The 24,030-nt window shown below is 45.0% G+C and carries 28 protein-coding genes; 23 read left to right on the top strand and 5 right to left on the bottom strand.

All coding sequences use genetic code 11. The annotated features are described in order from the left end of the window. Positions 1–369 precede the first annotated feature (369 nt). Positions 370–507: a hypothetical protein gene (locus DYB02_RS25655; RefSeq protein WP_005464410.1), complete on the top strand. Its 138-nt coding sequence runs from the start codon at positions 370–372 to the stop codon at positions 505–507. Positions 508–568: 61 nt separating this feature from the next. On the opposite strand, the gene DYB02_RS09625 is transcribed toward DYB02_RS25655, so the two are convergent. Further along, a complete protein-coding gene (locus tag DYB02_RS09625; protein ID WP_029804315.1) occupies positions 569–2,329 on the bottom strand; it encodes a sigma-54-dependent Fis family transcriptional regulator in 1,761 nt (586 codons plus the stop codon). A 235-nt stretch (positions 2,330–2,564) separates the two neighbouring features. Between DYB02_RS09625 and exaC the strand changes: the two genes are divergently transcribed. Then, a complete protein-coding gene (exaC, locus tag DYB02_RS09620) occupies positions 2,565–4,085 on the top strand; it encodes an acetaldehyde dehydrogenase ExaC (RefSeq protein ID WP_029804316.1) in 1,521 nt (506 codons plus the stop codon). A 108-nt stretch (positions 4,086–4,193) separates the two neighbouring features. Here the strand turns inward: exaC and exsE2 are convergent, their stop codons facing one another. Together exsE2 and exsC are read right to left on the bottom strand one after the other, a co-directional pair. Then, positions 4,194–4,505 carry a T3SS regulon translocated regulator ExsE2 gene (gene exsE2, locus DYB02_RS09615; RefSeq protein ID WP_021486476.1) on the bottom strand — a complete coding sequence of 104 codons (312 nt, stop codon included), beginning with the start codon at positions 4,503–4,505 and terminating at the stop codon, positions 4,194–4,196. A gap of 7 nt (positions 4,506–4,512) precedes the next feature. Continuing rightward, positions 4,513–4,959, bottom strand: coding sequence for a type III secretion system regulatory chaperone ExsC (exsC, locus tag DYB02_RS09610; RefSeq protein WP_005464682.1), 447 nt, complete (start codon positions 4,957–4,959; stop codon positions 4,513–4,515). A gap of 388 nt (positions 4,960–5,347) precedes the next feature. Between exsC and DYB02_RS09605 the strand changes: the two genes are divergently transcribed. The 20 genes from DYB02_RS09605 to vopQ all read left to right on the top strand — a co-directional run bounded on the left by DYB02_RS09605 (position 5,348) and on the right by vopQ (position 21,471). Further along, positions 5,348–5,764: a YscW family type III secretion system pilotin gene (locus DYB02_RS09605; RefSeq protein ID WP_029804318.1), complete on the top strand. Its 417-nt coding sequence runs from the start codon at positions 5,348–5,350 to the stop codon at positions 5,762–5,764. A gap of 622 nt (positions 5,765–6,386) precedes the next feature. Further along, complete coding sequence (exsA, locus tag DYB02_RS09600; RefSeq protein WP_005464548.1) at positions 6,387–7,247, top strand: type III secretion system transcriptional regulator ExsA; 861 nt, start codon at positions 6,387–6,389, stop codon at positions 7,245–7,247. A 131-nt stretch (positions 7,248–7,378) separates the two neighbouring features. Continuing rightward, positions 7,379–8,377 carry a type III secretion system regulon anti-activator ExsD gene (gene esxD, locus DYB02_RS09595; protein ID WP_074534445.1) on the top strand — a complete coding sequence of 333 codons (999 nt, stop codon included), beginning with the start codon at positions 7,379–7,381 and terminating at the stop codon, positions 8,375–8,377. A gap of 12 nt (positions 8,378–8,389) precedes the next feature. Then, positions 8,390–8,818, top strand: coding sequence for a YscB family type III secretion system chaperone VscB (gene vscB / locus DYB02_RS09590; protein WP_029804323.1), 429 nt, complete (start codon positions 8,390–8,392; stop codon positions 8,816–8,818). 41 nt (positions 8,819–8,859) lie between these two features. Then, positions 8,860–10,704 (top strand): SctC family type III secretion system outer membrane ring subunit VscC, encoded by a 1,845-nt coding sequence (gene vscC / locus DYB02_RS09585; RefSeq protein WP_225878878.1) that lies wholly within the window; start codon positions 8,860–8,862, stop codon positions 10,702–10,704. A gap of 5 nt (positions 10,705–10,709) precedes the next feature. After that, positions 10,710–12,011 carry a SctD family type III secretion system inner membrane ring subunit VscD gene (gene vscD / locus DYB02_RS09580; protein WP_029804324.1) on the top strand — a complete coding sequence of 434 codons (1,302 nt, stop codon included), beginning with the start codon at positions 10,710–10,712 and terminating at the stop codon, positions 12,009–12,011. Further along, positions 11,998–12,207, top strand: a complete 210-nt coding sequence (locus tag DYB02_RS09575) for an EscE/YscE/SsaE family type III secretion system needle protein co-chaperone (protein WP_005464594.1) — start codon at positions 11,998–12,000, stop codon at positions 12,205–12,207. Before vscD ends, DYB02_RS09575 begins: the two co-directional genes overlap by 14 nt. 11 nt (positions 12,208–12,218) lie before the next feature. Further along, a complete protein-coding gene (gene vscF / locus DYB02_RS09570; protein ID WP_021448600.1) occupies positions 12,219–12,467 on the top strand; it encodes a type III secretion system needle filament protein VscF in 249 nt (82 codons plus the stop codon). 3 nt (positions 12,468–12,470) lie between these two features. Further along, complete coding sequence (gene vscG, locus DYB02_RS09565) at positions 12,471–12,830, top strand: YscG family type III secretion system chaperone VscG (protein ID WP_005477707.1); 360 nt, start codon at positions 12,471–12,473, stop codon at positions 12,828–12,830. Continuing rightward, entirely contained in the window at positions 12,827–13,453 is a 627-nt protein-coding gene (gene vscH / locus DYB02_RS09560) for a YopR family T3SS polymerization control protein VscH (RefSeq protein WP_029804326.1), read from the top strand. Before vscG ends, vscH begins: the two co-directional genes overlap by 4 nt. Positions 13,454–13,461: 8 nt before the next feature. After that, positions 13,462–13,806 carry a SctI family type III secretion system inner rod subunit VscI gene (vscI, locus tag DYB02_RS09555; protein WP_005464519.1) on the top strand — a complete coding sequence of 115 codons (345 nt, stop codon included), beginning with the start codon at positions 13,462–13,464 and terminating at the stop codon, positions 13,804–13,806. Beyond that, positions 13,806–14,552 carry a SctJ family type III secretion inner membrane ring lipoprotein Vsc gene (gene vscJ / locus DYB02_RS09550; protein WP_005500485.1) on the top strand — a complete coding sequence of 249 codons (747 nt, stop codon included), beginning with the start codon at positions 13,806–13,808 and terminating at the stop codon, positions 14,550–14,552. The genes vscI and vscJ overlap by 1 nt, the downstream gene beginning before the upstream one ends. After that, on the top strand, positions 14,545–15,210 hold the full coding sequence (gene vscK, locus DYB02_RS09545; RefSeq protein WP_021448596.1) for a SctK family type III secretion system sorting platform protein VscK: 666 nt from the start codon (positions 14,545–14,547) through the stop codon (positions 15,208–15,210). The genes vscJ and vscK overlap by 8 nt, the downstream gene beginning before the upstream one ends. Beyond that, on the top strand, positions 15,189–15,827 hold the full coding sequence (gene vscL, locus DYB02_RS09540; protein WP_005464499.1) for a SctL family type III secretion system stator protein VscL: 639 nt from the start codon (positions 15,189–15,191) through the stop codon (positions 15,825–15,827). The genes vscK and vscL overlap by 22 nt, the downstream gene beginning before the upstream one ends. Positions 15,828–16,039: 212 nt before the next feature. Beyond that, positions 16,040–16,468 carry a CesT family type III secretion system chaperone gene (locus DYB02_RS09535; protein ID WP_029804327.1) on the top strand — a complete coding sequence of 143 codons (429 nt, stop codon included), beginning with the start codon at positions 16,040–16,042 and terminating at the stop codon, positions 16,466–16,468. 3 nt (positions 16,469–16,471) lie between these two features. Beyond that, positions 16,472–17,635, top strand: coding sequence for a T3SS effector adenosine monophosphate-protein transferase VopS (gene vopS / locus DYB02_RS09530; RefSeq protein ID WP_041955100.1), 1,164 nt, complete (start codon positions 16,472–16,474; stop codon positions 17,633–17,635). 225 nt (positions 17,636–17,860) lie between these two features. Beyond that, a complete protein-coding gene (locus DYB02_RS09520) occupies positions 17,861–18,310 on the top strand; it encodes a type III secretion system chaperone (RefSeq protein ID WP_005464342.1) in 450 nt (149 codons plus the stop codon). A gap of 10 nt (positions 18,311–18,320) precedes the next feature. Further along, positions 18,321–19,298 (top strand): type III secretion system effector VopR, encoded by a 978-nt coding sequence (vopR, locus tag DYB02_RS09515; RefSeq protein ID WP_005464656.1) that lies wholly within the window; start codon positions 18,321–18,323, stop codon positions 19,296–19,298. A 226-nt stretch (positions 19,299–19,524) separates the two neighbouring features. After that, positions 19,525–19,983, top strand: coding sequence for a CesT family type III secretion system chaperone VecA (gene vecA, locus DYB02_RS09505; RefSeq protein ID WP_029804579.1), 459 nt, complete (start codon positions 19,525–19,527; stop codon positions 19,981–19,983). A gap of 9 nt (positions 19,984–19,992) precedes the next feature. Beyond that, a complete protein-coding gene (vopQ, locus tag DYB02_RS09500) occupies positions 19,993–21,471 on the top strand; it encodes a type III secretion system effector VopQ (protein ID WP_017448963.1) in 1,479 nt (492 codons plus the stop codon). Positions 21,472–21,530: 59 nt separating this feature from the next. Here the strand turns inward: vopQ and DYB02_RS09495 are convergent, their stop codons facing one another. Together DYB02_RS09495 and DYB02_RS09490 are read right to left on the bottom strand one after the other, a co-directional pair. After that, positions 21,531–22,022: a GNAT family N-acetyltransferase gene (locus tag DYB02_RS09495; RefSeq protein ID WP_025556889.1), complete on the bottom strand. Its 492-nt coding sequence runs from the start codon at positions 22,020–22,022 to the stop codon at positions 21,531–21,533. Between the two features lie 30 nt (positions 22,023–22,052). Further along, positions 22,053–22,970 carry a DMT family transporter gene (locus tag DYB02_RS09490; protein WP_021453256.1) on the bottom strand — a complete coding sequence of 306 codons (918 nt, stop codon included), beginning with the start codon at positions 22,968–22,970 and terminating at the stop codon, positions 22,053–22,055. Between the two features lies 1 nt (position 22,971). On the opposite strand from DYB02_RS09490, the gene DYB02_RS09485 reads away from it, so the two are divergent. Next, positions 22,972–23,967, top strand: a complete 996-nt coding sequence (locus tag DYB02_RS09485) for a LysR family transcriptional regulator (protein WP_123766437.1) — start codon at positions 22,972–22,974, stop codon at positions 23,965–23,967. Positions 23,968–24,030 lie beyond the last annotated feature (63 nt).

The following is a 24,030-nucleotide window of genomic DNA, read 5'->3' as shown; positions in this document are numbered from 1 at the left end:
AGTGACTGTTTTGCATGAATTTGTAATTTGAAACGTCGCCTACCTTAATTTTATAAGGTGCATGGGAAGTGCTTCTCATCCTGTTGATTTATAGAATCAAAAATCACTTTTCTTTGTTTAACAATACTTTATTGAATATGTGTGATTGCATCAGTTTTGAGAATGAAACTAAGGTTGCAAGAAAGGCGAAAAAGAGTGCTAGGTAAGCCTTTGAACTACGCCTATAATTAGCGCCCACATGGAGGATGTTTAATAAATGAACATCCTTTATTTTTTGAAACCAGCAACAAGGATCCAGTAAAACGTGTTTTTCTGGTGTTGTTTATGTTGACCAAGAAGGTGATTAACACAACAAATTGAGGTTCTAAGATGACTCTTAACAAGTACTTTGTTTTCATTCCGGCAGAATTGGATCAGGAAATACACAAGGACAACCAAGTGATCTCTGAGAAGGAAACTCAACGTCAGGCATTAGTAAAACAGGCGCAACAACAAGGCGGCCTGTAAGCTAGGTTTCAAAATAGAAAGAGCACCGCAAAGGTGCTCTTTTTGTATCTGAGGTTATGGATTAACCCAATATGCCGAGGCTTTTCAGCTTTCTATAAATCGTATTTCGACTCACGCCAAGCATACGAGAGGTTTTACTTATGTTGCCCTGATTTGCTTGATATGTTTTAAGCAGTTTGTCTTCGACGGTTGCACGCAGTTTTAATGTTGGCTCTGCAGCGGTTGTTACGTCTTGAGCTTGGCTGAGCTTCTTACTCAGGTGAGTCGGTACGTGAGCGAGCTCCAACGTTTCTTCACCTTGCGCCATTAACGCGGATACTTTGATTAAACTATCGAGTTCTCGCAGGTTTCCTGGCCAAGAGTAAGAAAGCAGCAGAGAAAGTAGGTGAGGGCAGAGTTGTTGTTCAGATTCAGCATGACGTCGATGGATATTCTCGATCAGTTGTTGCTTATCATCTCGTTCTTCAAAGCGAGGCAATTCGATGATCAAACCATTGAGACGATAGTATAAATCTTGACGGAACAATCCTTCGCTAACCAAGCTATCGAGATCCTTATGCGTGGCCGCGATGATTTGCGTATCGACTTGAACACTTTGGTTTGAACCAACGGGAAGTACGGTCTTATCTTGAAGCACATGAAGCAATCGGCTTTGAGCTTCTAGCGGTAAGTCGGCGATTTCATCCAGAAACAAAATCCCTTTGTGTGCTTGGCGAATTTTTCCCTGATAGCCTTTGCTGTTTGCGCCAGTAAATGCACCAGCTACGTAGCCAAACAATTCGGACTCAACCAAATCTTTCGGTAGTGCGCCACAGTTGACGGAAACCAAAGGGCCAGTTTTTCTCTGGCTGTTTTTATGGAGTGCTTTCACGAACTCATTTTTACCGACCCCAGTCTCTCCGAGAATCAGTAAACTGATGTCTTTATCGATAACGCGATTGGCTTGTTGCCAGCAATGCTCGACAGTGGAATCACCATAATGAAGATCATTGGAAGCGGTAACGGAACGAGACTTCACTTTTTTGTCGGTCAGCGGCTTTGTTTTGAACACGAAAGGATGGTCGGCACTCTGGATCGAAAGAATGTCGTCGAGCGATTGCCCGATGACGTTTTGTTGCGCGAGGAGTTGAGAAGCAACTTGGTTGTGCGCAAGGATCTGTCCATCTTCATTGGCGATGATAATCCCTTGCCACCCACTGTTCAGTAAGCCTTTCTCACACGCCAAATCCACACGAATATGCCCTTGTGGAATCAAGTTAAGTAATTGATTTTCAACCTGCAGCACCATGTTTTGCACCAGTACCTGCGTTGAGAAGTCATGTTTCTTTTGCTCGCTGGTGATATCTAATACGCCAATCAAATGACCAAGATGATCGAAAATAGGATTGGCCGAGCAGCTAATAAAACGATGGTGTTGGATAAAGTGTTGATCGCCGATGACAGAGACCGGTTTTGCTTCAATTATCGCAGTCCCAATCGCGTTGGTGCCTTTGACCTTTTCTTGCCAACACGCCCCCGAACTCAGCGCTATTTCGGTCAACTTTTCGCGGAACTTAGGTTGTCCCCAACTGCCGATGATGACGCCGTCGGCATCCGTCAGAATTAAGCGGCTGTCACTGTGAGCAAAAAGCTGATTAAACAGCGGGAGAGCAAACTGGGTGACGGTTTCCAATAAGAAGTTGAGTTGATGACGCCTATCTTGAAGTGTCGCTGGTGTCACTCGAATATCTTCAGGGCGTCGGCGCTGTTTTAAACCCGCCTGTTCACTTCGGATCCATGACGTAGAAAGCCAGTTGTTATCGCTAATGTGTTGAAGTTCCATGACTGTACCATTTTGTCACAGTGAGGGTGTGCCATTTTGGAACACTTGAACATTGGTGTTCACACCATACATCCGCTCAAACATCGCTCACTTGGTTTGTTATCGCTTGGTAATCATAGTTTTACATTTAATTAACAACAAGTGTGGCGTAGTTGGCGTGTGACTTGCGTAATGCTCTTTGTGAACAGTGCGATACGACACTGTCGTTAATGAACGAGAAACAAAAGGAAGAGTTATGATCTATGCACAGCCAGGTAGTGAAAATGCCATCGTTAATTTCAAATCGCATTACGATAATTTTATCGGTGGGGAATGGGTAAAACCAACGGGTGGTGAGTACTTTGACAATATCTCACCAATAAACGGGCAGGTGTATTGTAAAGTTGCCCGTTCTGGCGAGGCAGATATCAACTTAGCATTGGATGCAGCACACAACATCAAAGCAAAGTGGGCGAAAACCAGTGTGACCGAACGTTCGAACATCTTGCTGAAAATCGCAGACCGTATTGAACAGCATTTAGAAGAACTTGCGGTTGCAGAAACATGGGAAAACGGCAAACCAGTTCGTGAAACCTTGGCGGCGGACTTGCCTTTAGTGGTGGATCATTTCCGTTACTTTGCGGGTTGTATTCGCGCACAAGAAGGCAGTGCGGCGGAGTTAGATGAGCACACGGCAAGCTATCACTTCCCAGAGCCGATTGGCGTAGTTGGTCAAATCATCCCTTGGAACTTCCCAATGCTGATGGCTGCGTGGAAACTGGCACCGGCACTTGCGGCGGGTTGTTGTGTGGTATTGAAGCCAGCAGAGCAAACGCCAACGTCCATTCTAGTTTTGATGGAAAAAATCGGTGATCTTCTTCCTCCGGGCGTCATCAACGTTGTAAACGGTTTTGGTTCAGAAGCAGGCCAAGCGTTAGCAACCAGCAACCGCATTGCAAAACTCGCGTTTACGGGCTCAACACAAGTTGGCAATCACATTCTAAAATGTGCGGCAGACAACTTGATCCCATCGACAGTTGAGTTGGGTGGTAAATCTCCAAACATCTATTTCTCAGATATTTTCGACTACGAAGATGAGTATCTCGATAAGTGTATTGAAGGTACGTTACTTGGTTTCTTCAACCAAGGCGAAGTTTGTACCTGTCCATCTCGTGTGCTGGTTCATGAAGCGATTTACGATAAGTTCGTACAGAAACTGACGGAACGTGCGCAGTTAATCAAGCAAGGTAACCCGCTCGATACCGATACTCAAGTTGGTGCTCAGGCTTCTCAAGAACAGTTTGATAAGATTTTAAGTTACCTAGAAATCGGCCGTGAAGAAGGCGCAAAAGTGGTTTTTGGTGGCGGTGTATCAGAACAGCCAGAGTCAATCAGTCAAGGGTACTACATTCAGCCAACAATGCTGGAAGGCCACAACAAGATGCGAATCTTCCAAGAAGAAATCTTTGGCCCAGTGATTGCTATCACTAAGTTCAAAGATGAAGCGGAAGCATTGGAAATAGCGAACGACACGGAGTATGGCTTAGGTGCAGGCGTTTGGACGCGTGATGCAAACGTGGCATATCGCATGGGCCGTAATATCGAAGCTGGTCGCATTTGGATCAACTGTTACCACGCTTACCCTGCACACGCAGCGTTTGGTGGCTACAAGAAATCGGGTATCGGCCGTGAAACGCACAAGATGATGCTGGATCACTACCAAAATACTAAGAACTTACTGATTAGCTACAGCATTGACCCGTTAGGCTTTTTCTAAGCTTGATATCTTAAGTTAAATACGAACTCAAAACCCCGAATTGTCGGGGTTTTTTATTGGCATTCATTAAACCACAAAAGGGAGCTGTGCGTGCGTGATAACTTGTGTTTACTTTTCGCTTCGAGCAATCACATCTATCTTTCGCTCAAAAAGCTTTTCGATAGCAGCGCTTTGCTTCTCAAATCCAGTTGGCTTTTCAAAATCCAACACTTGATTGCACGATTCAAGGCTCGCGAACTGGTTTAAACATTCGCTCAGCTCTCGCTTTGAGCTCATGCGTGCCTGTTTGTTTTCTGATGAAGAGAGTAGGGTTACTTTGCGACCTTGAAACGTTCCTTGTGGCGCAAGTTCACGTTGTTCTACTTGCTCCAATCCGTGAATGGGTTGGCTGTTGCGTGCAGATTGGATGTCATTAGACATAAGACACCTAAACTCTCAGATCTAAACTTTGAGGCATAGCAGGCGTCTCTTCGGCCACTACGTGAGCAGATAGCAACGACTCCCATGACTCGCTTTGCGTCAACAATTCCGCCAACGCATTTTCAAAATATTCATAATCCAATTGCTCGATGCCAATCAGTTTATTCAAACACAGTACGTGCCTATGATTATCTAAACTGAAAAATAATTGGTGTTCTGGCCAATGGTAATTGAACGCCAAAAAAGAACGATAAAGATCAGAATTGACGATTTGTAATCCAACAATTTCCGCTTCCAGTTGCAGCGTATTCGTTTCTGGATGAAAGATGAAATGAACCTTTAAGTGATCATCAAAAGCTAAGCTTAGTTCATTGTCCGTCAAATGCAGTTCAGGCAAGCCTATTTGATGAGCAAACTTCTGTAAAACCTCATCGATAGTTTGGCGTGCTGACATAGAAACAGTCCTTTTGAGAATTTTATCGGGAAACATATTCGATATCGTGGGGTGTGTTTATCAATTTTGGTTGTTAGTTATTATATTTTGGCCGGAAACCCAGAATTGACACCTTGCTTCTAATCTTACAAATGAGTGCTGGTGCATATAAAGATTAACGGTTATTAAATTCTATTATGGTGAGATTTTGGTTTATATCGACAAGCGATGAAGAATTAGAATTGTGTTATCTCAAAAATTAAATACTATGTTAATTACGTGTTGTACGTGGAACGTTATTGCTGTCCATCTGTAGAATAAATATAAGCCGAAAATTTAAACGTACACATAAGAAGTTGTGTAAAAATAAATCATAATAAGACGATAAAAATAATTTATGGGAGCCTAAATGAAAAGCAGTAAGTGGGCCGGTCTTATCGGTTTAATGTTATTGACTGGATGCGCTCAGTTCGTGGGGACTGCACAGCCATTTTCCGTTCAGAGCCAAGCGGATGTATATGGGTGGATTTCTGTCGAAGGATACCATCCTCCAGTTTCGACCTATATAGAGGTGGAGATGTGTCAAGCTTTTGAAAATCAATGTCTTACTGTTGCTTCTCAGCAATATCAAGGTGTTCAGTTACCAGTTCAATATTCTTTTCTTATTGCGCCAATTCAAGCCGGGAAAGGAGAAATGAAAGTGATAGGGAAACTCTATTCTCAAGGTCAAATTATCGCCCAAAATGAGCAGAAATATATATTCAGAGAGGGAAGTCAGAAAGTGGATTTAAGACTTTTTCCTATAGAAATAGAAACAAAAAAGTAATCGGTTACATTTGATTAGCGCTATCTAATTTATTAAATGTGAATAGAAATAGCCAATTCAATGTGAAAGAATTGTTGAGCGTTTTTATAAATAAAATTGCGAAAAATGAGTCATCGGGACAGTTGGAAATTATATTAATAACTATTGCCACAAGCGTGTGATTTATGATTATATCCTACGCCTTGAACACGTTGGCTTGGCGTTTTGGATTAAAAAACAAACAATTTGAAGGTTTTGGAAATGCGGTTTTCCTAATTTTCATTATCATATTAGTAATTTAATTTATTCTAATATAAAAACAAAGTCAGAGTTTAAATAGCATAACGTTATTTAATAAAAAATAGACTTATAAGAAAGTAAAAGCGCTATCTGAAAATAAAAAAACTACTCATTCAGAAGCCTGTATTTGAGCTTAGGCTGCTTAATTCCTCGAAGGAATGGCGGTTTCTAAGCTATTCGCTATTTATTTCGGGGGGTATGGTAAGTGATATGAACTTCTATGCTCTTTTCTTTGCTTCTTTAATTGAAATTGTACTGCTTAGGAAATAACAACAAACAAAGTAGTGCTTTGACAGTTTCTCTTTTACACAAGAGAGAAATTAAAAATTATGAAGGGTAGAAAATGGATGTGTCAGGCCAACTAAACACAGAAACGGTCGGCTCTAGCTTGCGAAAAATTCGCAGTTTTTCTCACTACGAAAAACATGACGAAGTATTTCACTCAGACCAATCTCATATTGTTGTCGTTCACAATGGTCAATTACGAGTTCAAACTGGCGATTGCACCATAGATGTCGTTGCCGGGAGTGGGGTATTTCTCTCTCAAGGTGACTACTTGTTAGAGTACTCACCACAGGGTGGGAATTATCACTCATCTATCATTGAATTCGACAATGAGCTAGTAAGCCAATTACTGCAAAAACACAGCGATCTTCTCATGACGTTGCCAAAAGTGGACAAACTCAACTCGGGTTTGTTTTCTTTTGGTTTGAACATTCTCATTGAGCAAGTGCTTTCCGGCATGAAAACGCTGGAGGAGCAGTCGTACCCAGACGCCATCATGCGTTTGAAGTACGAAGAAATGCTGATTCTATTGCTGCACAGTCAAGGGGGCGAAGTCCTCTATGCCTTGCTATCGCAGCAAACTAACCGAACCTCAGACCGCTTACGCCGCTTTATGGAGCAGCACTATTTGAAAGAGTGGAAGCTGACGGATTATGCTCAAGAATTTGGTGCCAGTCTCACAACCTTTAAAGAGCTTTTTAATGAGCACTATGGCATCTCTCCAAGAGCTTGGATCAGTGAGCGTCGCTTATTGCACGCACACAAGCTTTTGCTGACGAGCAAAATGAGCATTGTCGACGTGGCAATGGAAGCGGGATTTTCCAGCCAATCTTACTTTACTCAAAGTTATCGACGTCGCTTTGGCACTACGCCAAGTAAGGTCCGTTCCGGTGATGAGCAAGTCGCCATCGCTAATTGAAATGACTTATGACTAAAATTTTCTGACTAATTTTGAAAGTCACCGACGGACATAAAATTCTATTATGTTCAGCGTAAGAACGAATAATTCAAATTTATTACATCCCTTTCATTCTGGAGTGTTCGAAAGGGATGCGGAGAAGAACACAAATGAAAAAGCAGCATTGGCGACGCCGTTCGCTTTTTCCTGACAGCATTGTGACGCAAAGGAAAGTCACTGTTTTGCAAAGAGGAGCACGATATGAGAGTGCGTCTCAGCCATCACAGGATCTCAATGTTGTCCACGTGAATCACCGACAGCTGTTGAGTGAAGGTGTGCTGAATGACGACCAGTTATCGTTGTTGCAACGCTTGTTGGACAGAAGTGTGGTGGACAGTTTGTGCGCCAGCCAATTGGTGAAAACGTATTTGAGACTAGGCACATCGATTGACCGTTTTGCCATGCGTCTGTTTTTAGAAATTGGCGCTCAGTTAAGTGACAGTCAACGAGTGGCGACCTTTGAGCAGAGGCTCGAATACATCAACTCTCGATTGGGTTTTCGCTTTAATTTGGCCACGCCAAAAACGCTGATCCTTTGTTGTTACTTGGCGTTGACCGAGTGGATTCATCGACAAACCGACCAAAGTGCGTTGCACGCCTCGGTCAAAGTGGAACAACTGATGAATCAGCTGGACATTCAAAAAGAGTACTGGTCGAAGTTATCGGGTGAAGACACCAGCGCGATTTTTGTCGAACAACAACTTGCGTTGATTGAGAGCCAGCAAACGCAGTTAAAAGCGCAGCTAAATACACTGAACGAGCAGCAGTCACAAGTAATTGAATCTCATAAAGCGTTGGTCGATAAGTGGCAACCGTCGTTAAGCAACTTGAAAGAACTGGCGGACTACACTTCAACGACGGATATGTTCATCTCTGATTGGAAAACGTGGTGCTCTGAGGCTCGTTTACAAGCACCGGATCTCAATGAAGTCTGGGATGCATGTGACGTGGTTTATAACGACCTCAATGCCGTTGCTAAAGTGTGGCAATGGTTTAAAGACATGCAGATCGTTGGCGATGTTGATCACTACTATTTTGATATTCAAAGTGGCCAATGCGGTCAGGCTTGTAACCATCTCAGCCAGATTTAAATAGGGCAGTATATGTTAGATAAAATGATGAAATCTCTAGCGGAAACGCTAGGGATAGGGCCTTTTATTGCCGGAGAAAATGGCGCTTACACCATCGAAGTAGACCAGTTAACACTGACAATCAAACAGCACTCATCATGGATCTTATGGGAAACTGCCTTACCACTTCGATTCAATGAACATCTCAATTACCAACAAGAACAAGCATTAAAACGTTGTATGCAGCTATCACTAAAAACGCTTCGAGATACGCCAAGCGTGCTCACCACAAACGCTGATCAACAATTGATTTTGCAAGGCAAAGCGATGATAGAAAACACTTCAAATGAGCAGTTTGCAGAACTTCTTGCGCAACATGCCAACGTGTGTGAACGCTACATGGAATTGCTTGAACACGAGCGTGTTAATCACACCATCAATCATCATGTGTGGTTACCGTAATGCGAACTCTCATGCCAAAAATAGGGCGCATTGCCGCCCAAATGACATTGTGCGCACTGTGTGTCGTTCCGATGTTTTCTGTACAAGCGACAGAGCTCAATTGGCCAGAACAACCATTTCGTTACTATGCCGATAACGATTCGCTGAAAGATCTGCTTAACAACTTTGGTGCCAACTACCGAGTATCGGTGTCTGTGAGCGACAAAGTGAATGACCGAGTGAGTGGTCGATTCACGCCAGAAGATCCAGCGGAGTTTCTCGACTACCTAGCGCAAGTTTATAACTTGATGTGGTACTTCGATGGCGCAGTACTGCACGTTTACAAAGCGACAGAAACGCGCTCCCGATTGCTGCAATTGGAACTGCTTACCGCGCGCGAGCTTCGCAGTACCTTGATTTCAACCGGTGTTTGGGATGCTCGTTATGGTTGGCGCGCTGCCGAGAACAAAGGGCTGGTCTATCTAGCTGGACCGCCGCGTTACGTTGAGTTAGTAGTACAAACCGCAGAAGCGTTAGAGAGCCGATTGCTGCAAAAGTCCAACTCGACGGATGAGCTGTTTGTAGAACTCATTCCGCTTAAATATGCCTCGGCGACGGACAGAAGTATCTCGTATCGCGACCAAAGCATTACCGTTCCGGGGATTGCTTCGGTATTGAGCCGTGTGGTTGGCGGTGTTCAAACTCAAATTACGGATTCTGCGTCTGTACAAACATCGCCTGTAAACGGATTACCCGCAGAAGCAGCAAAACCTCGCGGCAAAACTGCGTCTGTGCACGGCGGTGCAACCGTAGAAGCGGAGCCGGGGCTGAATGCGATCATCGTTCGCGATACCCAAGCAAGACTGCCGTTATATCGCAAGCTGGTCGCTCAACTCGATCAGCCACAATCTCGTATCGAGGTTGCGTTATCTATTGTGGACATCAGCGCAAACGATTTACGTCAGCTCGGTGTGGATTGGCGCGCGGGTGTATCGGTTGGAAACAACCGCATTGTCGACATCAAAACAACCGGCGACGTTGATAACGGTGATGTCACATTGGGCAGTGGTCAGAGTTTCAAGTCCTTGTTGGATTCGACCAACTTGAACTACTTGTTGGCACAAATTCGTTTATTGGAATCGAAAGGCAGTGCGCAAGTCGTTTCCAGACCAACGCTGCTCACGCAAGAAAACGTCGAAGCGGTGCTAAACAACAGCAGCACGTTTTACGTCAAATTGGTTGGCAAAGAGACGGCGGCTTTGGAAGAAGTGACGTATGGCACCTTGTTGCGCATTGTGCCTCGTATCGTCGGCGACAGATTCGCGACGCGACCAGAGATCAACTTGAGCCTTCACTTAGAAGATGGCGCAAAGATCCCAGATGGTGGTGTGGATGATCTTCCATCAGTACGTAAAACCGAAATCAGTACGTTAGCGACGGTAAAACAAGGGCAAAGCTTACTCATTGGTGGCGTATACCGAGACGAAGTTAGCCATCAGCTACGTAAAGTCCCACTGTTGGGCGACATTCCATACCTAGGCGCTTTGTTCCGTAGTAACACCAACACAACGCGCCGCACAGTTCGCATGTTCATTATCGAGCCGAGAATCGTGGTTGATGGCATTGGCGACAGCGTGCTGATAGGTAATGAGCATGATTTGCGCCCGAGTATTGGCCAGCTCAACAATATCTCGAACAATAGCGCAGAATTTAAATCGGTTGTTGAAGTATTCAGCTGTACGTCAAAAACGCAGGCAGAACGTTACCAGCAAGACTTACTGTCACAGCAAAAATCCTCGCTGTTAACTCAATGTCAATTGCCGTCCGGGCAAGTAGGCTGGCGAGTCAAAGTGGCGGAATGTGACCTTTCACAGGCTGAATGTGTTCGCCCTTCAGAGGAGCCATAACCGAAATGCAGCAATGGAAAATTCGTATTTTATCCGGCGTGCATTCCGGGGTTGAAGTCACACTGCCAGAAGGCGCATTGGTTTTAGGTAGCGACGACTTTATCGCAGACCTTGTGTTATCGGATGCTGGCGTAGAAGCCAATCACTTCACTTTAGTGTGTGACAGTGAATCGGTGATGTTGCGTGGATGTCAGGACGTAACCATCAACGGTGAAAACCGAGCGGTTGGTGAATCTAGCATCGAGCTAGAGCGCCACGCGGTGATCTCTGTTGGTGTGGTGAAATTTGCACTGGGTTACGTTGAAGACGAGCTGATTGTCACCAACGTTACGGATGCTCAAACCAAACAAGATGCACCAGTCGTTACTGCGCAAAGCACAAGCTGGAAAAGAACCGCACTGATAGCCGTGCTGTGCAGCGCGATACCAAGCGCGATATTCGCTGGCATGTGGTACAGCCAAGCCAATGGCAATGACAGTGAAGTTGTGGCAGAAGCCGAACCGATTGTGTTGGTACGCAATATTTTAAATGAGCTTGGGCTCAATGATGTGCGTGTGGAGTGGAACGCTACTGCTCATCAAGCAGTTTTAGAAGGTTATGTCGAAGACAGAACGCAGAAACTGCAACTGCTTGGAAGAATCGATGTTCTGGGGATTAACTACAAAAGTGACCTAAGAACGATGGAAGAAATCCGCCGAGGCGTGCGCTTTATTCTTCGTAACCTTGGCTATCACCAAGTGAAAGTCGAGAACGGGGATGAAACTGGCACGTTGCTGCTGACGGGCTACATCGATGACGCCAGCAAATGGAACCAAGTCGAACAAATTTTAGAACGCGATGTACCCGGTTTGGTCGCTTGGAAAGTCGAACTGCAGCGTGCAGGCGCATACATGGACACATTAAAAGAGCTGCTCACCAACGCGGAGCTGCTTAAAAAAGTTCAATTAGTGACAAGTGGTGACCGCATTGAAGTACGTGGTGAATTAGACGACATCGAAACCACACGCTTTTACGGCGTGACTCGGGATTTTCGTGAGCAGTATGGTGAAAAGCCGTATCTGGTTTTGAAATCGATTCCCAAAGTCAGCAAAGGCACGGACATCGACTTCCCGTTTCGTAGCGTTAATTTTGGCCAAGTGCCATACGTCATTCTTACCGATAACGTTCGCTACATGGTAGGGGCTCGCACTCCGCAGGGTTATCGCATATCCAGCGTAACGCCAGCAGGGATTGAGCTGGTGAAAGGCGGGCGCGTTATCACTATTGAACTTGGATACGAAGGCGAGAAAAACCATGACAAATCTTGAACAGATTCTAAATAACGACCTAAGTGGCATTGAAGTGCAAAACATTAAGAGCAAGCTCTTACAAGCACAGGCAGCGGTAAAGCGTCAGTTGGACTTGGGGTGTCCTCCGCAGCAGTATCAATTGCTACTAAAACAGTATGAAGCATACACAGCGGCACAGGTTGTGATTGAAACATACGAAGCTAACCAAAAATAAAGGGAAATCCTATGTCATTTTACGATGCGACCAACAGTGTAAACCTCGATGACGTTAAAACGAAACTTGAGCAACAAGCGAAAGACGCGAACAAATCCGTCACTGATGCAATTAAAAATCTAGAAAGCAACGCGGACGACCCATCTAAGCTGGCTGAACTTCAGCACGCTATCAACAAATGGTCGGTGGTATACAACATCAACGCAACCACCACTCGTGCGATCAAAGATGTAATGCAGTCGATCCTGCAGAAGGTGTAATGCATGGAACGAGAATTACGCCAGCTGTTGGCTGAAATTGCTTTGATGGCGACGGGGATGCATCGCCATCAAGAGGCCAATACGATTGCTGATTGCCTTGAGGAGACCTCGAACTCTGAAGAAGTCGTAGTAATGATTCGTGCGATGAGCCTGATGAACAAAGGCGCGTACGAAGAGGCACATCGATTACTTGAGCCACTTTGTACCGCGTATCCTGACCTGATCAGTTTGGCGGCGCTAGCGGCTGCAAAAGCAGGGTTACTAAGCCAAGCTGAACGTTGGATGGAACTGGCAGCTCAAGGCAGCGAAGAAAGCCAAGCTTTTGCGGCGAGCTTCACCCAAGACATTAGGAATCTTGGATGAGAGTCGACCCTAGCTTTGTCGGACAAACGCCCGCTCATTCAACCGATGTTCGTCACTATGAACGCGACGATGCGAAGCGAATGAGCGAGCTTATGACGCGAGAAACCACGGCCGAAGTTTCTCGCTCAGCTCCCAAAGACACGCTGACAAAAGTAGAAGAGAAACTCAACGCAATTAAAGATTGGTATGCGTCGATCAAGGAAGCAGAGACTGTTTCTAAACAAAGCGTGCTTTCTTCGTTAAAGGACGTTTTTTCTGATCCTCAAACACAAAAAGAAGCGCTGTGGTACGCCTTTCATCAGGCGAAAAGCGCCAAAGGAACGGATGATGCCGTTCCGGAATTATTGAGCGTTCTGAAACAAGAGTTGCTCGGAGATTTTGCTGGCCAGTTAATGGCTGAGCCGCCAACAGACAGAGCAGCATTAAAAGCGATGCTAGCGCAAAGCTTCCCACTTGGCGCTCAGAAAGAACAGGCGCTTTGGCATTGTTGGGCTGAGCTAAAGTCTTTGCCAGAGATGACATCAGCAGTCGATTTAGTACGTGAAGAGCTGAGTTTTGTTATCCAAAAAAACGCGATGGTGAAGAACATCATGACTCACAGCCATAAGTTAGATTTGTCGTAGGAGTACACATGATCAATACACAGTACACCGAGGTGATGCAAACCAACCTTGAGAAGTTGCAAGATGCTCAAGTCGAAGACGGGCTGAGTGAGCGTTTTGAACAAGCCATGTCTATTCCGGAGGGGAACAACGGTTTAGAAGGCGGTTTGCTAGAAAACATCAGCGAACTAAAAAACACCATCGACAATGCAAAAAGCAGTCTACAAGACAGCATGAAAATGGTCGGTGACGATCCAGCGCAACTGTTGCAAATGCAGTGGGCGTTAACGCGAATCACGTTTCAAGAAGAGTTGATCGCGAAAACCGTGGGTAAAACCACACAGAATGTCGAAACGCTTTTGAAGGCGCAGTAATGATGAAGAATAAAATGCGCGCGCTTTGCCTTGTATTGGCGCTGTTTTTGGTGGGTTGCCAAACCGAGCTTTACACCAATGTGAGCCAAAAAGAAGGCAACGAAATGCTGTCGATCTTGTTATCGGAAGGCGTGGTGGCGACCAAAGAACCGGACAAAGACAACAAAGTAAAATTGATGGTCGATAGCTCGCAAATCGCGTTCGCCGTTGATGCATTAAAACGCAAAGGCTACCCACGAGAGCAGTTCTCGACGTTAAAAGAAGTGTTTCCAAAAGACGATTTAATCTCCTCGCCATTGGCGGAAAGAGCGCGTTTGGTTTACGCAAAATCGCAAGAATTGTCATCAACGCTATCGCAAATTGATGGTGTGCTGGTGGCGCGAGTCCACGTGGTACTTGAAGATCAAGATCTTCGCCCAGGCGAGCGTCCGACTCCTGCTTCGGCATCGGTGTTTATTAAACATGCTGCCGATGTGGCATTGGACTCTTACGTGCCTCAAATCAAATTGTTGGTGAACAACAGTATTGAAGGGCTGAATTACGACCGCATTAGCGTCGTGATGGTGCCATCTTCGGAAGTGCGAGTGACGACTCAAAGCAACCAATTTAAAAGTATTTTGTCGGTGCAAGTTACCAAAGAAACGGCGAACCATCTCATCGGGATTTTAGTGTTTATGGTACTGCTATTGATTGGCTCGAATGTCGCGACGTTCACGTGGTGCCGCAGGAGCGCAAAGCGTGGTTAAACCTGAAACACCGATGGCTCAGGTACTGCATCAGTTCAACTACTGCCCATGCCAGTACCTAGAGCAAAACTGGATCGTGCCAAAACAGCCTTGGCTTCTTAATCTGGATGGCTGGCGAGATAACCCAAACTTCAACCTTTGGTGTCTAGAAGAGTGGGCGCTTGCGCCTGTTCCAGAAACGGCTTTTAACAAGCCACACCATAGCTTGGCTCTGCTTCCTCCTGATGCGCTCAGTACGTTAATGCTCACCATTGGCGGGGCGTTGCACAGTTTTGCGATGCGCCAAGTGGTACTTAAAAAGCCCAAGCAGTGTTTGAACAACGTGTTTGGTTTGGATATCGCCCGTTTTCTTATTCAGCAAGGGCCGATGTTGTTGTCACAATGGCCGAAAGGTTGGCAAAAAGCGCTACCAGACATGATGAAAGAAGACGAAGTTGAACGTCATATGCTCAAACAGGGCTACGCATGGATGAAGTTTATCTTAGCGAGCTCTTCTCACGATATTTTGCTCCGTTGGCAGTTCAAGCTCGATCAATCACTTAGCCAAGTGAAAGAAAACACCTCTTGGCTCGTTGAAGAGCAGCGTGATCTCGCGTACCGACTCACCAAAAAAATCGCAAAACAGGTTATTCCCCAATGGTTTCATTTGTTGAAATAAAAACCGACAACTTGCAGTTAGCGCCAGGTTTAAAGGTGCTCAAAGCCAAGGATTACGTTAGTTATCTCGATTCGCAACATTTGGTTGAAGCGGCGAATTCGAAAGCCGACAGCATCATTGCTAAAGCGCAGCAAGCGTATGAAACCGAAAAGCAGCGCGGCTATCAAGATGGTTTGGAGCAGGCGAAAATAGAAAATGCGCAAGCGATGGTCGCTACTTTGGCTCGCTGCAATGAATATTACCTGCAAGTTGAGCACAAAATGACGAACGTCGTCTTAGACGCGGTGCGTAAAATCATCGACACATTTGATGACGTTGACACCACGATCAGCGTGGTCAGAGAAGCGCTGCAATTGGTGAGTAATCAAAAGCAAGTGATCTTACACGTTCATCCTGAGCAAGTGGTTGACGTGAGAGAGAAAGTTGCTGGCGTTTTGAGTGATTTTCCTGAAGTGGGTTATGTCGATGTGGTTGCCGATGCGCGCCTCAAAAACGGTGGCTGCATACTGGAAACCGAAGTCGGCATCATTGACGCCAGTATCGATGGACAGATTCAGGCGTTAAAGCAAGCGATGGTGAAACAACTCAGTGAGCGGAAAATGACGTCACCAGAGTAGGGCATCATCGCCAAATCAATCGAACACAAAGCTCAGCACATTGCTGAGCTTTGTTGTTTTCAAACGTCTTAAAACGAAAAAAATCCGACCATCTTTAGCATATTAATCGCGCCGAATGATGAAAAATAACAGCATCAAAACGGCCTGAGTCACTCTGTTTTCATGACTCGTCCGCCGAATTCGTAACAAGCACAATAGGATTATTCATTCAAATGGCTAATGGATTTATTACCGCTTTGATGACGGATTTTGCTCACCGTTGCCAAATAGAACAACTGGTTTTTGATGGCGACGATTGCTGTCATCTTTTGATTGACCAAGACACGGCAATCACTATGCGTGCTGAGGATGATCGCCTGACGCTCATTGGCTTGATTTCTGGCGACAAACCAGAACATGACGTGATGCTGCAATACATGAAAGCGTCGCTCACTCAAGGCTCACCAGCCGTTTACTGGGACGAGGAAGTCGGTTTTGTTGGCTTTGTTCATCTAAGTCAGCAATGGTTGGATGCAGCGATTTTGGATGAATCTCTCGGCAATTTCATTGAGTGGTTAAAAAGCACGACCAACTCAACAATCAGTGACGAGACAAGCGCGCCAGTGATGGATGCTAACCAATTCTCTACATTAAGGGTGTAAATCATGATCAGTTTTGGAAATGTGAGTGCATTGCAAGCGGCGATGCCACAAGCTCGTAATGAGATTCTAAATGAAGGCAAACTCAGCATTGGTGGTAAGGAATATACGATCAATGCTGCTACTCAAGAGTTTACACGCGCAAACCCTACAAGTGGTGCAGTCGCGCGCTTCTTTGAAGCTACTGGGAAATTATTTCGTGAAGGCAGCACGCAGTCTGTGGCAAAAGCGATCACAAAAGCAGTGTTTGAGAACGAACAGGGACAAGCTCAGCGTTTGCAAACATCGTCTTCTGTCGAGCATGGGCAGATGTTGTTTAAAGACGCGAACCTCAAAACGCCTTCAGATGTTCTGAATGCGTTTGCGAAGTTGGACAGCAAAATGGTGAAGTCTCACGCTGCTGAGCTGAGCCAACTTGCCGAACGAGCCATGACAGAAGTGATGTTAGAGACGGATTCTGGCAAGAAACTCAAAGCGCTGATTGGTGATGATGCCGTTAAGTCGCTCGCGGTGCGTGTGGTGAAAGATTACGGCGGTGGCGTGGCGGCTGCTCAGAAAAATCCAGAAGTACGCATCAACCAAATGCAAGCTGTCTTTGATATGGAGGTGATGCACCTAAAAGCAGCGCAGCGACATATTGAAGGGCTCGCAAGTACGGATTTAAACCAAGGTGTGTATGCAGAAGGTCTTCCTGAAGACGCTTTCAATAAAGTTGGCGTGACGAACAATGTTGAACGCGCAGCGGCTTGGATCATCAACGCTTCAAACTCAAAAGGGAACGATGCGGAAAACATCACGTCATTATTGAAAGAGTACGCGACCAACGGTAAAGACTTGCTGAATATGGACAACCTAAAAGAGTTGCATGCTCGTTTGGTACCAAATGTAGAACGCGATTACCGTGGGCCAAATATCTCTGGTGGCACATTACCATCTAGTATTGGTGGGGAAGGCATGTTGAAGCAACACATCGAAGGCTTTTTGAAAGAGAATCCAGTTGCGGACAAAGACCTCGGTAAACATTTGTTTGCTGGTGTGATTGGTTATCATGGCTTTACCGATGGCAACGGACGCATGGGGCGCATGCTTTATGCCATCGCTGAACTGCGTAATGACTCGTTCAATCCTCTGGCGATGAATGCCGAAAATAGCCTTCACGGTATCAAATAACTCAGTGATTTTCGGTGTTGGTATTTGTATGTTGGTAAGAGCGGCGAGCGCCGCTCTTTTTGTTGCCGCTGTTCATGCGATTCAATCTCATCGACTTTTAAAACGGCCAATAGCAATAAAATTCGGACGTTTAAATAAAGTCCAACTTCAAAGCTCACCCTAAAATGTCCTTCATCTTTATGCGCTTAATTCAATAAGCCGTCATCGAATTTAACAGGAAACAACATGGATACCGGAAAGATCAATATTCTTCTCGCAGAGCTAGGGGATTCACTCAACCTTGAGCGTGTTACAGAGTTTGAGCATCAAATGTGGTCGCTCTGTTTCAGCGAAGATAACGCTATCGATGTGCAATTTGTGCAAGAGAAGAACGAGGTGCTTGTCTCAAAAAGTCTAGTGGTAGAGAAAGATATTCTCACCGCCGACAAGCTCCAAGTGCTGCTGGAATACAACTTTTTGTATCGCGAAACGGGCGGAGTGCAGTTTTGCATCAACCCAACCACCAAAGATATTCTGCTTCAAATCGCCATCACGGCAGACACCGAGATCAGCCAATTAGCCAACGTGATCAGTCAGTTGAATGAGTTGAGTGACACTTGGGTGCAACTGTTCCAAAACAACACGGTTGTCGATTTTAGCCAACAAACTGGCTCACACCCGTTTATTCAAGTTTAAGGTTTTTTACATGGTTAATATCAATACGTCACACATGCAGTCGTTGAGCCAGCTGACGTCACATTTGGCGACACAGAATCAAGCGGACGATAAAGAGATTCGAGCACACAACGGCAAAGACATTTTCGTAAAAGAAGGTGCGCCAAAAAACAAAAGCGTGAGCGCTCGTATTAGCCATCAGAACAAAGCGAAAGACATTGTGGTGAATCTGCTCACCAAGCAGGGCATTCCAAAAGATGTGGCGAAGCAAATGCTACAAAACGTGCTCAATGGCGAAAATAAACTGACGCTCGGCAATTTGAAAAATCTTGAAAGATTGTCGTCTGGCCCAAGTTCGCATTGGCCTGCCGCACAAACCGACACCTCGTCTTCCAAAACCAGCAAAGCCTCATCCAGCGTGGCGCTGATCAACGAGCACAAAGACAACCTTCAAAAGCTGGGGGATTTTGCGTGTACAGACTTAAATACGTTTGGTCAAAAAGGGTCGCAGTTTTATGAAACAAAAGGCGCGCCAAGGCTAAAAGCTCTTTACGCGAACCAAGCACGTATCGCGCAAGACCAAAGAGCGACCATGTCTGCCAGCGCAGTTCAAGCTGCCGCTCAAAGAGGCAATGCTCCGCAGCTAAGTACATTACAGAACATTGCTAAGTATGTACAAAATGCCAAGGCAGGTTGCTGTACTACATTTGCTTTCGCTGCCGCTGCTGAAATGATTCAAGGCATGTCGGGAACACCAGAAAACCAGCCAAAAGTAGAAGTTGTGGCGTTTAAAAAAGGCCATTCTGGCACGCACCTTTATGTATTGGTGGGGAGACAAGAAGGCAGCGACATTAAAGACCCATCGACATGGAATAAAGACGTAAAAATCGTCGATCCTTGGGCGGCGTCAGCATTTGGTGCGACCATGTTCGGTGATGCCCAACGCCCGCCAGTATCGAACATGTTCCCCCCAACAGAAGTGATTTTCGATAGCCACAAACTTGGTTAATCGAGGTTTGTATGTTGATTTAACATCGAATATGAAAATCGAACCCGTAAGAAAAGAGCAGCTGAGTGTTGCTCTTTTTTATTTATAAACCAAATAGTTAAATTGAGGTTGTATCTGAGGCCATCATCACAAAGAAACGGTGAAAGTGACAAAAATAAAACCATTAGCGACATCGTCAAAATGGGAATCGGTGTTCAATAGAGTGACGGAAACAAGAGGAAAGATTATGAACACGATTCAACCACTGCTCGATGAGTTTTGTCGTTTAAATGAATTACCACCGCTCATTTTAGAAGATGGAAATCGTTGTCAGCTTCTCGTTGATGATCGATTCGTGCTGTACTTCACCGCCACAGAAGATGACGCCTTAATGCTCTCTGTTGCGTTTGGCGGCTTAGAAAAATCGGGAGAGTTGCGCGTAAGAGGCTTAGAGCTATTAGCCCGCGCAAATTACCAAAGAGTAGGCAGCGGCAACTTGGCGTTATCGCTCGCCCCGAATAGTCGACAACTTGTCTTAGCGGGTCGCCAACCTACCGAGCATCTTAACTCAGCCAACTTGACAGTTTGGTTCCACGAAATCATCGAACAGACCGAACTTTGGCAAGCGCGTTTTGCCATGTTGGATCAAGATCTTTCAGCCACTTCAAATCATGAACAAAGTCATGTTCAACCACTGCGTGTGTAGGAGGGAGTTATGGTGAATACAACGCAAAAAATCAGTCAAAGCCCAGTACCCGATTTGGAACAGTTTCGTGCCATTGCCGCGCAAAAAGATGACCGAGTAATCAGCAAAAGAGGCGAAGTCAAAGAGCCATCTACGTTCCATAAAGGCCACAAGTTTGCTTCTGTTAGCGAAGGCGTATTAAGAAAAAAATACACTAAGTTCTTCCAAGAAAACATCAAAACGCACCTCGACTTGAAGCAGGCACTGCTTAAGGAAGAAAAACCAGAAACCGCACTTTTGGCTTATTCATTAGTCAGTCCGTCAGGCTACCGAGGAGAACCATTAACCGAGCGAAAAATTTTGGAAGTGGTGAGCCTACTTGATGAAGTAAAAGTCGACGGTGACACCTATCAGCAGCTCAAAAATACGTTTGATTCGATCAGCAAAGATCCGCGTATGCAAGTCAGTTTGGAAAACCAGTATCCTGGGAAAATGGACGGTTTCGGCGCGCAGTTGTTGGAAATGGGAAAAGAGAAGCTGAAAGGCTCGGGTGTTAACGCTGCCATCAATTTGGCGTTACCCGGCGTAGGCTTACTCGTCGCCACAGGGCGTGAACTTCATAAAGCGTCCGTCAATGGCGATGCCGAAGCGTATCATCATCAACTCGAACAAATCTCGCAGTTGCCGGGAAGAGATCAGCGCTTATCGATGCCAATGCAACAAACGTTAGCCATTGGTCACGCGATGTTGTCGGCTGAGGGCGCAGTTGGTGCCACACTTGGCATGGCGACAGGTGGTTTGGGTACGTTTGGTGTAAGCTCCGTGGCGACGGCAGGGGTTACGCCGATAGCAAAAGAAGCCATTGGAACTGCTTTAGCCACTGGCATTATCAGCGGCGGGGGCTTTGTTGCTGGCCAAGCTGGGGCGTATGGCTTAAATAACGAAGTGCAAGACCAACTCAAACAAGGGCCAATGTCTGGTGTGCTGCCACGTTTGGAAATTTCAAACGTGAAGGGCGATTTCACTTTTAGCATGCAAGAGCCGGCGGCAGTTCGCGCACTGATGGCGTATCTTGGTCCTAAAGAAGATACGTCAATGAGCTCACCTCAAGCGCCAAAAGAAGCGCAAGAGATGGAAGCCGCACGCTTAACACTCAAACAAATGCTTGGCTCAAGCCCGAGTGAACATCTTGTTCCAGATGTCGACTCACTGCTTAAACTGAGCGATGAAGACATGCCAAGTCAGACGGAATCTACGGCGAACGGTGCATTTAAAAAGCTGTTAAGTGAAGATTGGGATTGGCTGATGCCTGCTGTCCGAGCAATGGATAAAGGTGAAGCGAGCAAAATCAACGAGAAGTTGACGTACAAGCTGCCTTTGGATGCCGCAAACGGACGTGTGTATCTCGACAAGAGCCCGAACCTAAGTGACGCCCAGCTTGACGCATTAGATAAACTCGGCTCACCAAGCCAGTTACGACTAATGTACTTAGCCGAAGGCTGGATTTAAAGGAAAAGGGAGCATTCGCTCCCTTTTTGTTGAATTGTGCTGACACTGAAGTACTTTAATTACGGTACTTCTCTGTTCGTATTAAACTTAATAAAACTGTAGAAATGTTCATCTTCAGCAATCACTTTGAAACCATACTTTGTGTACATATATATTGCGATCTTGTTGTTTTTTAAGCTGCTCAATGACAAACACTTTGATTTATGTTTCGATTCAATCAGGCGGAAGAATTGGCGAGCTAACCCTTGGCGTTGAAATGGATGAAACACGATTAAAAGGTGGATATGGATTCTAGATTCTATTGTACGAAAACAAACCAATCCTGCTTTCTCATTTCTTACAATTAACCATCTGAACCAATCTCGTTTGAGGTTTTCTACAAATCCGTCAAACTGAAAGTCTTCATCCCACCCTATGGCCCCATCAATAGTCGGCATCATGTATTGTTTAAATACAGCAAAAAGTTCGTTGGATTCGCTGTACGTTACTATTTGAAGCTTCTTTTTTTCGTCTCTTTTTCCGAAATTACGACTGATGAGCTCGTTTCCCATTGCTTCTTTAGTTATTAAGGGGGGATGTCTTCATCTCTCTTGTTTTTTTGTGTGCTTGCAAAGTGTGCATAAAACAAACCCTATGGAAATCACAGTTAGGGCTATTTTTTCGTTGGTTGTAATCGATTGTTCAAAGAACCAAATAGCGAGAGAAATAGAAACTAAAGGAATCAGCGCAGGTAGCGTAGAAGCAATAGATGCGCCCAGATACTCAACAGCCTTAGCGAAAGTAAAAACTACGACAATTGAAGCGAGTATGCTTTGAACTACAATCTGCTCAGCCCAATGTTCAATAGGTATACTAGACAGTTCGGATTGTTCACTGGAAAGGAAAATCGGAACGTAGACTATTCCAGAAACGATGTTCATCATGAAAATCGTTGGCACCAGTTCAAGTTCCCACTTCTTCAATAAGATGGTGAAGCAAGACCAAATAAACCCGGCCAATAAAAACGCAAGTACACCCATTTGGCTTTGTGGTGACGGGCTAGAATTGCTACTGATCAGAGAATATAGCCCAAAGATAATAACGAAGGTTCCAATCACTTGATTTTTGCTAACGTCAATCTTCATTGAGAAAAGCAACAAAATCGTAATCAACATTGTAAACGTAGGCACCATAACGCTCGCATAAGTTAAAGGAGTGAGTTGCATTCCTTTATTTACCAGCCAACCGTACAGTGGCCCAGCCAATAGCGCGAATACAGATGCTTTCAGCCACGGTAACAGGCCTTGTTCTTTGCTGTGATTAACTAGCACCCAAGGTAGGCATATCATTCCCGCAATACAATAACGCAGCATCGTTAGGTCATTTGGTAAAAAGCCACTCCTTAGTGCATCATGCGTTGTAACGTTCATTACTCCCCAACAACTCACAGTTGCAATACCGTATCCAATTCCTTTGATGAAGTTGCCTTTTTTGTGAGTTTTTAAACTACTTGTGTTCATTGTGTCTTCTAAATTGTGTTTTTTAGAAGACTACGCTGGACTGGTGATAATAAATATTGATATATCTTTATCAATTGATGCTTATTGGTTAACTATTGGGGCGGTGATGGAGCTTCGACAAATTAAATATTTTTTGGCTGTTGCTAATTATGGAGGGGTTAGAAAGGCGTCTCAAGTACTGCATGTTACTCAACCCGCCATCTCTAGACAGGTTAGTGAGTTGGAAGGTGAACTAGGTGTGCAGTTGTTTGAAAGAGCTTCTAGGAGACTAACACTAACTTTGGCTGGAGAATATTACAGAGACCAAATGAGCGAAATGATGAACAATTTGGAAAATACGACTCAAATGGTTAAGAGAGTGGCATTGGGTTCTATTGGGAATCTGAAGTTAGGATCTGTAGAGTCTGTACTTTGGGAGGGGCTTGTCCCTAAATATCTAAGTACCTTTCGAGAAAAAAATCCAGATATTGCGATGGAAATGGTGACGGACAATACCGTAAAGTTATTGGATCAAATTGAAAATGGTAATTTGGATTGTGCGTTCGTTTACTTATTTAAAAATCTTGATAGTTCATACAATACGATAGAGCTACGCAAAGATAATATGGCATTCGCGTACCCTGCATCATGGCGAGAAAAGTTCAACGAGAGTATATCTGTAGAGCAACTCAATTCTTTGCCTTTTATCCGATTTCCTAGATCTTCTTATCCCACTTTTTATGATTGGCAAGAGCAAAAGTTTAAATCTCTTGGACTTACGCCAAATGTTCTTCATTGGGCACATCATGAAAGCTCAATGCTCGCGTTGGTTGCAGCAGGGCAAGGGGTTGCAATTGTGAACAGCAGGCATATTGCTCGAACTTCGGCACTTGTACAGTTCTTGCCATTACACAAATTCGAACTTCAACTGCCTCTTTGCTTCGTTTGGAAAAAGGATAAAGTAAAACCAGTGGTAGAGACGTTATCGAATCAGTTACTTGAACGTCTAGATAGGTGATACAAGACAATGTGTTCCTATGTATAGCCTGAGTCGAGGTCTAAACAGAAAAGGGAGTATTCG

Origin of the sequence: Vibrio parahaemolyticus (assembly GCF_900460535.1) — a bacterium.
Lineage (GTDB): Bacteria > Pseudomonadota > Gammaproteobacteria > Enterobacterales > Vibrionaceae > Vibrio > Vibrio parahaemolyticus.
The sequence above is the reverse complement of the archived record's forward strand: the minus strand, read 5'-3'. Positions and strand labels throughout refer to the sequence as shown.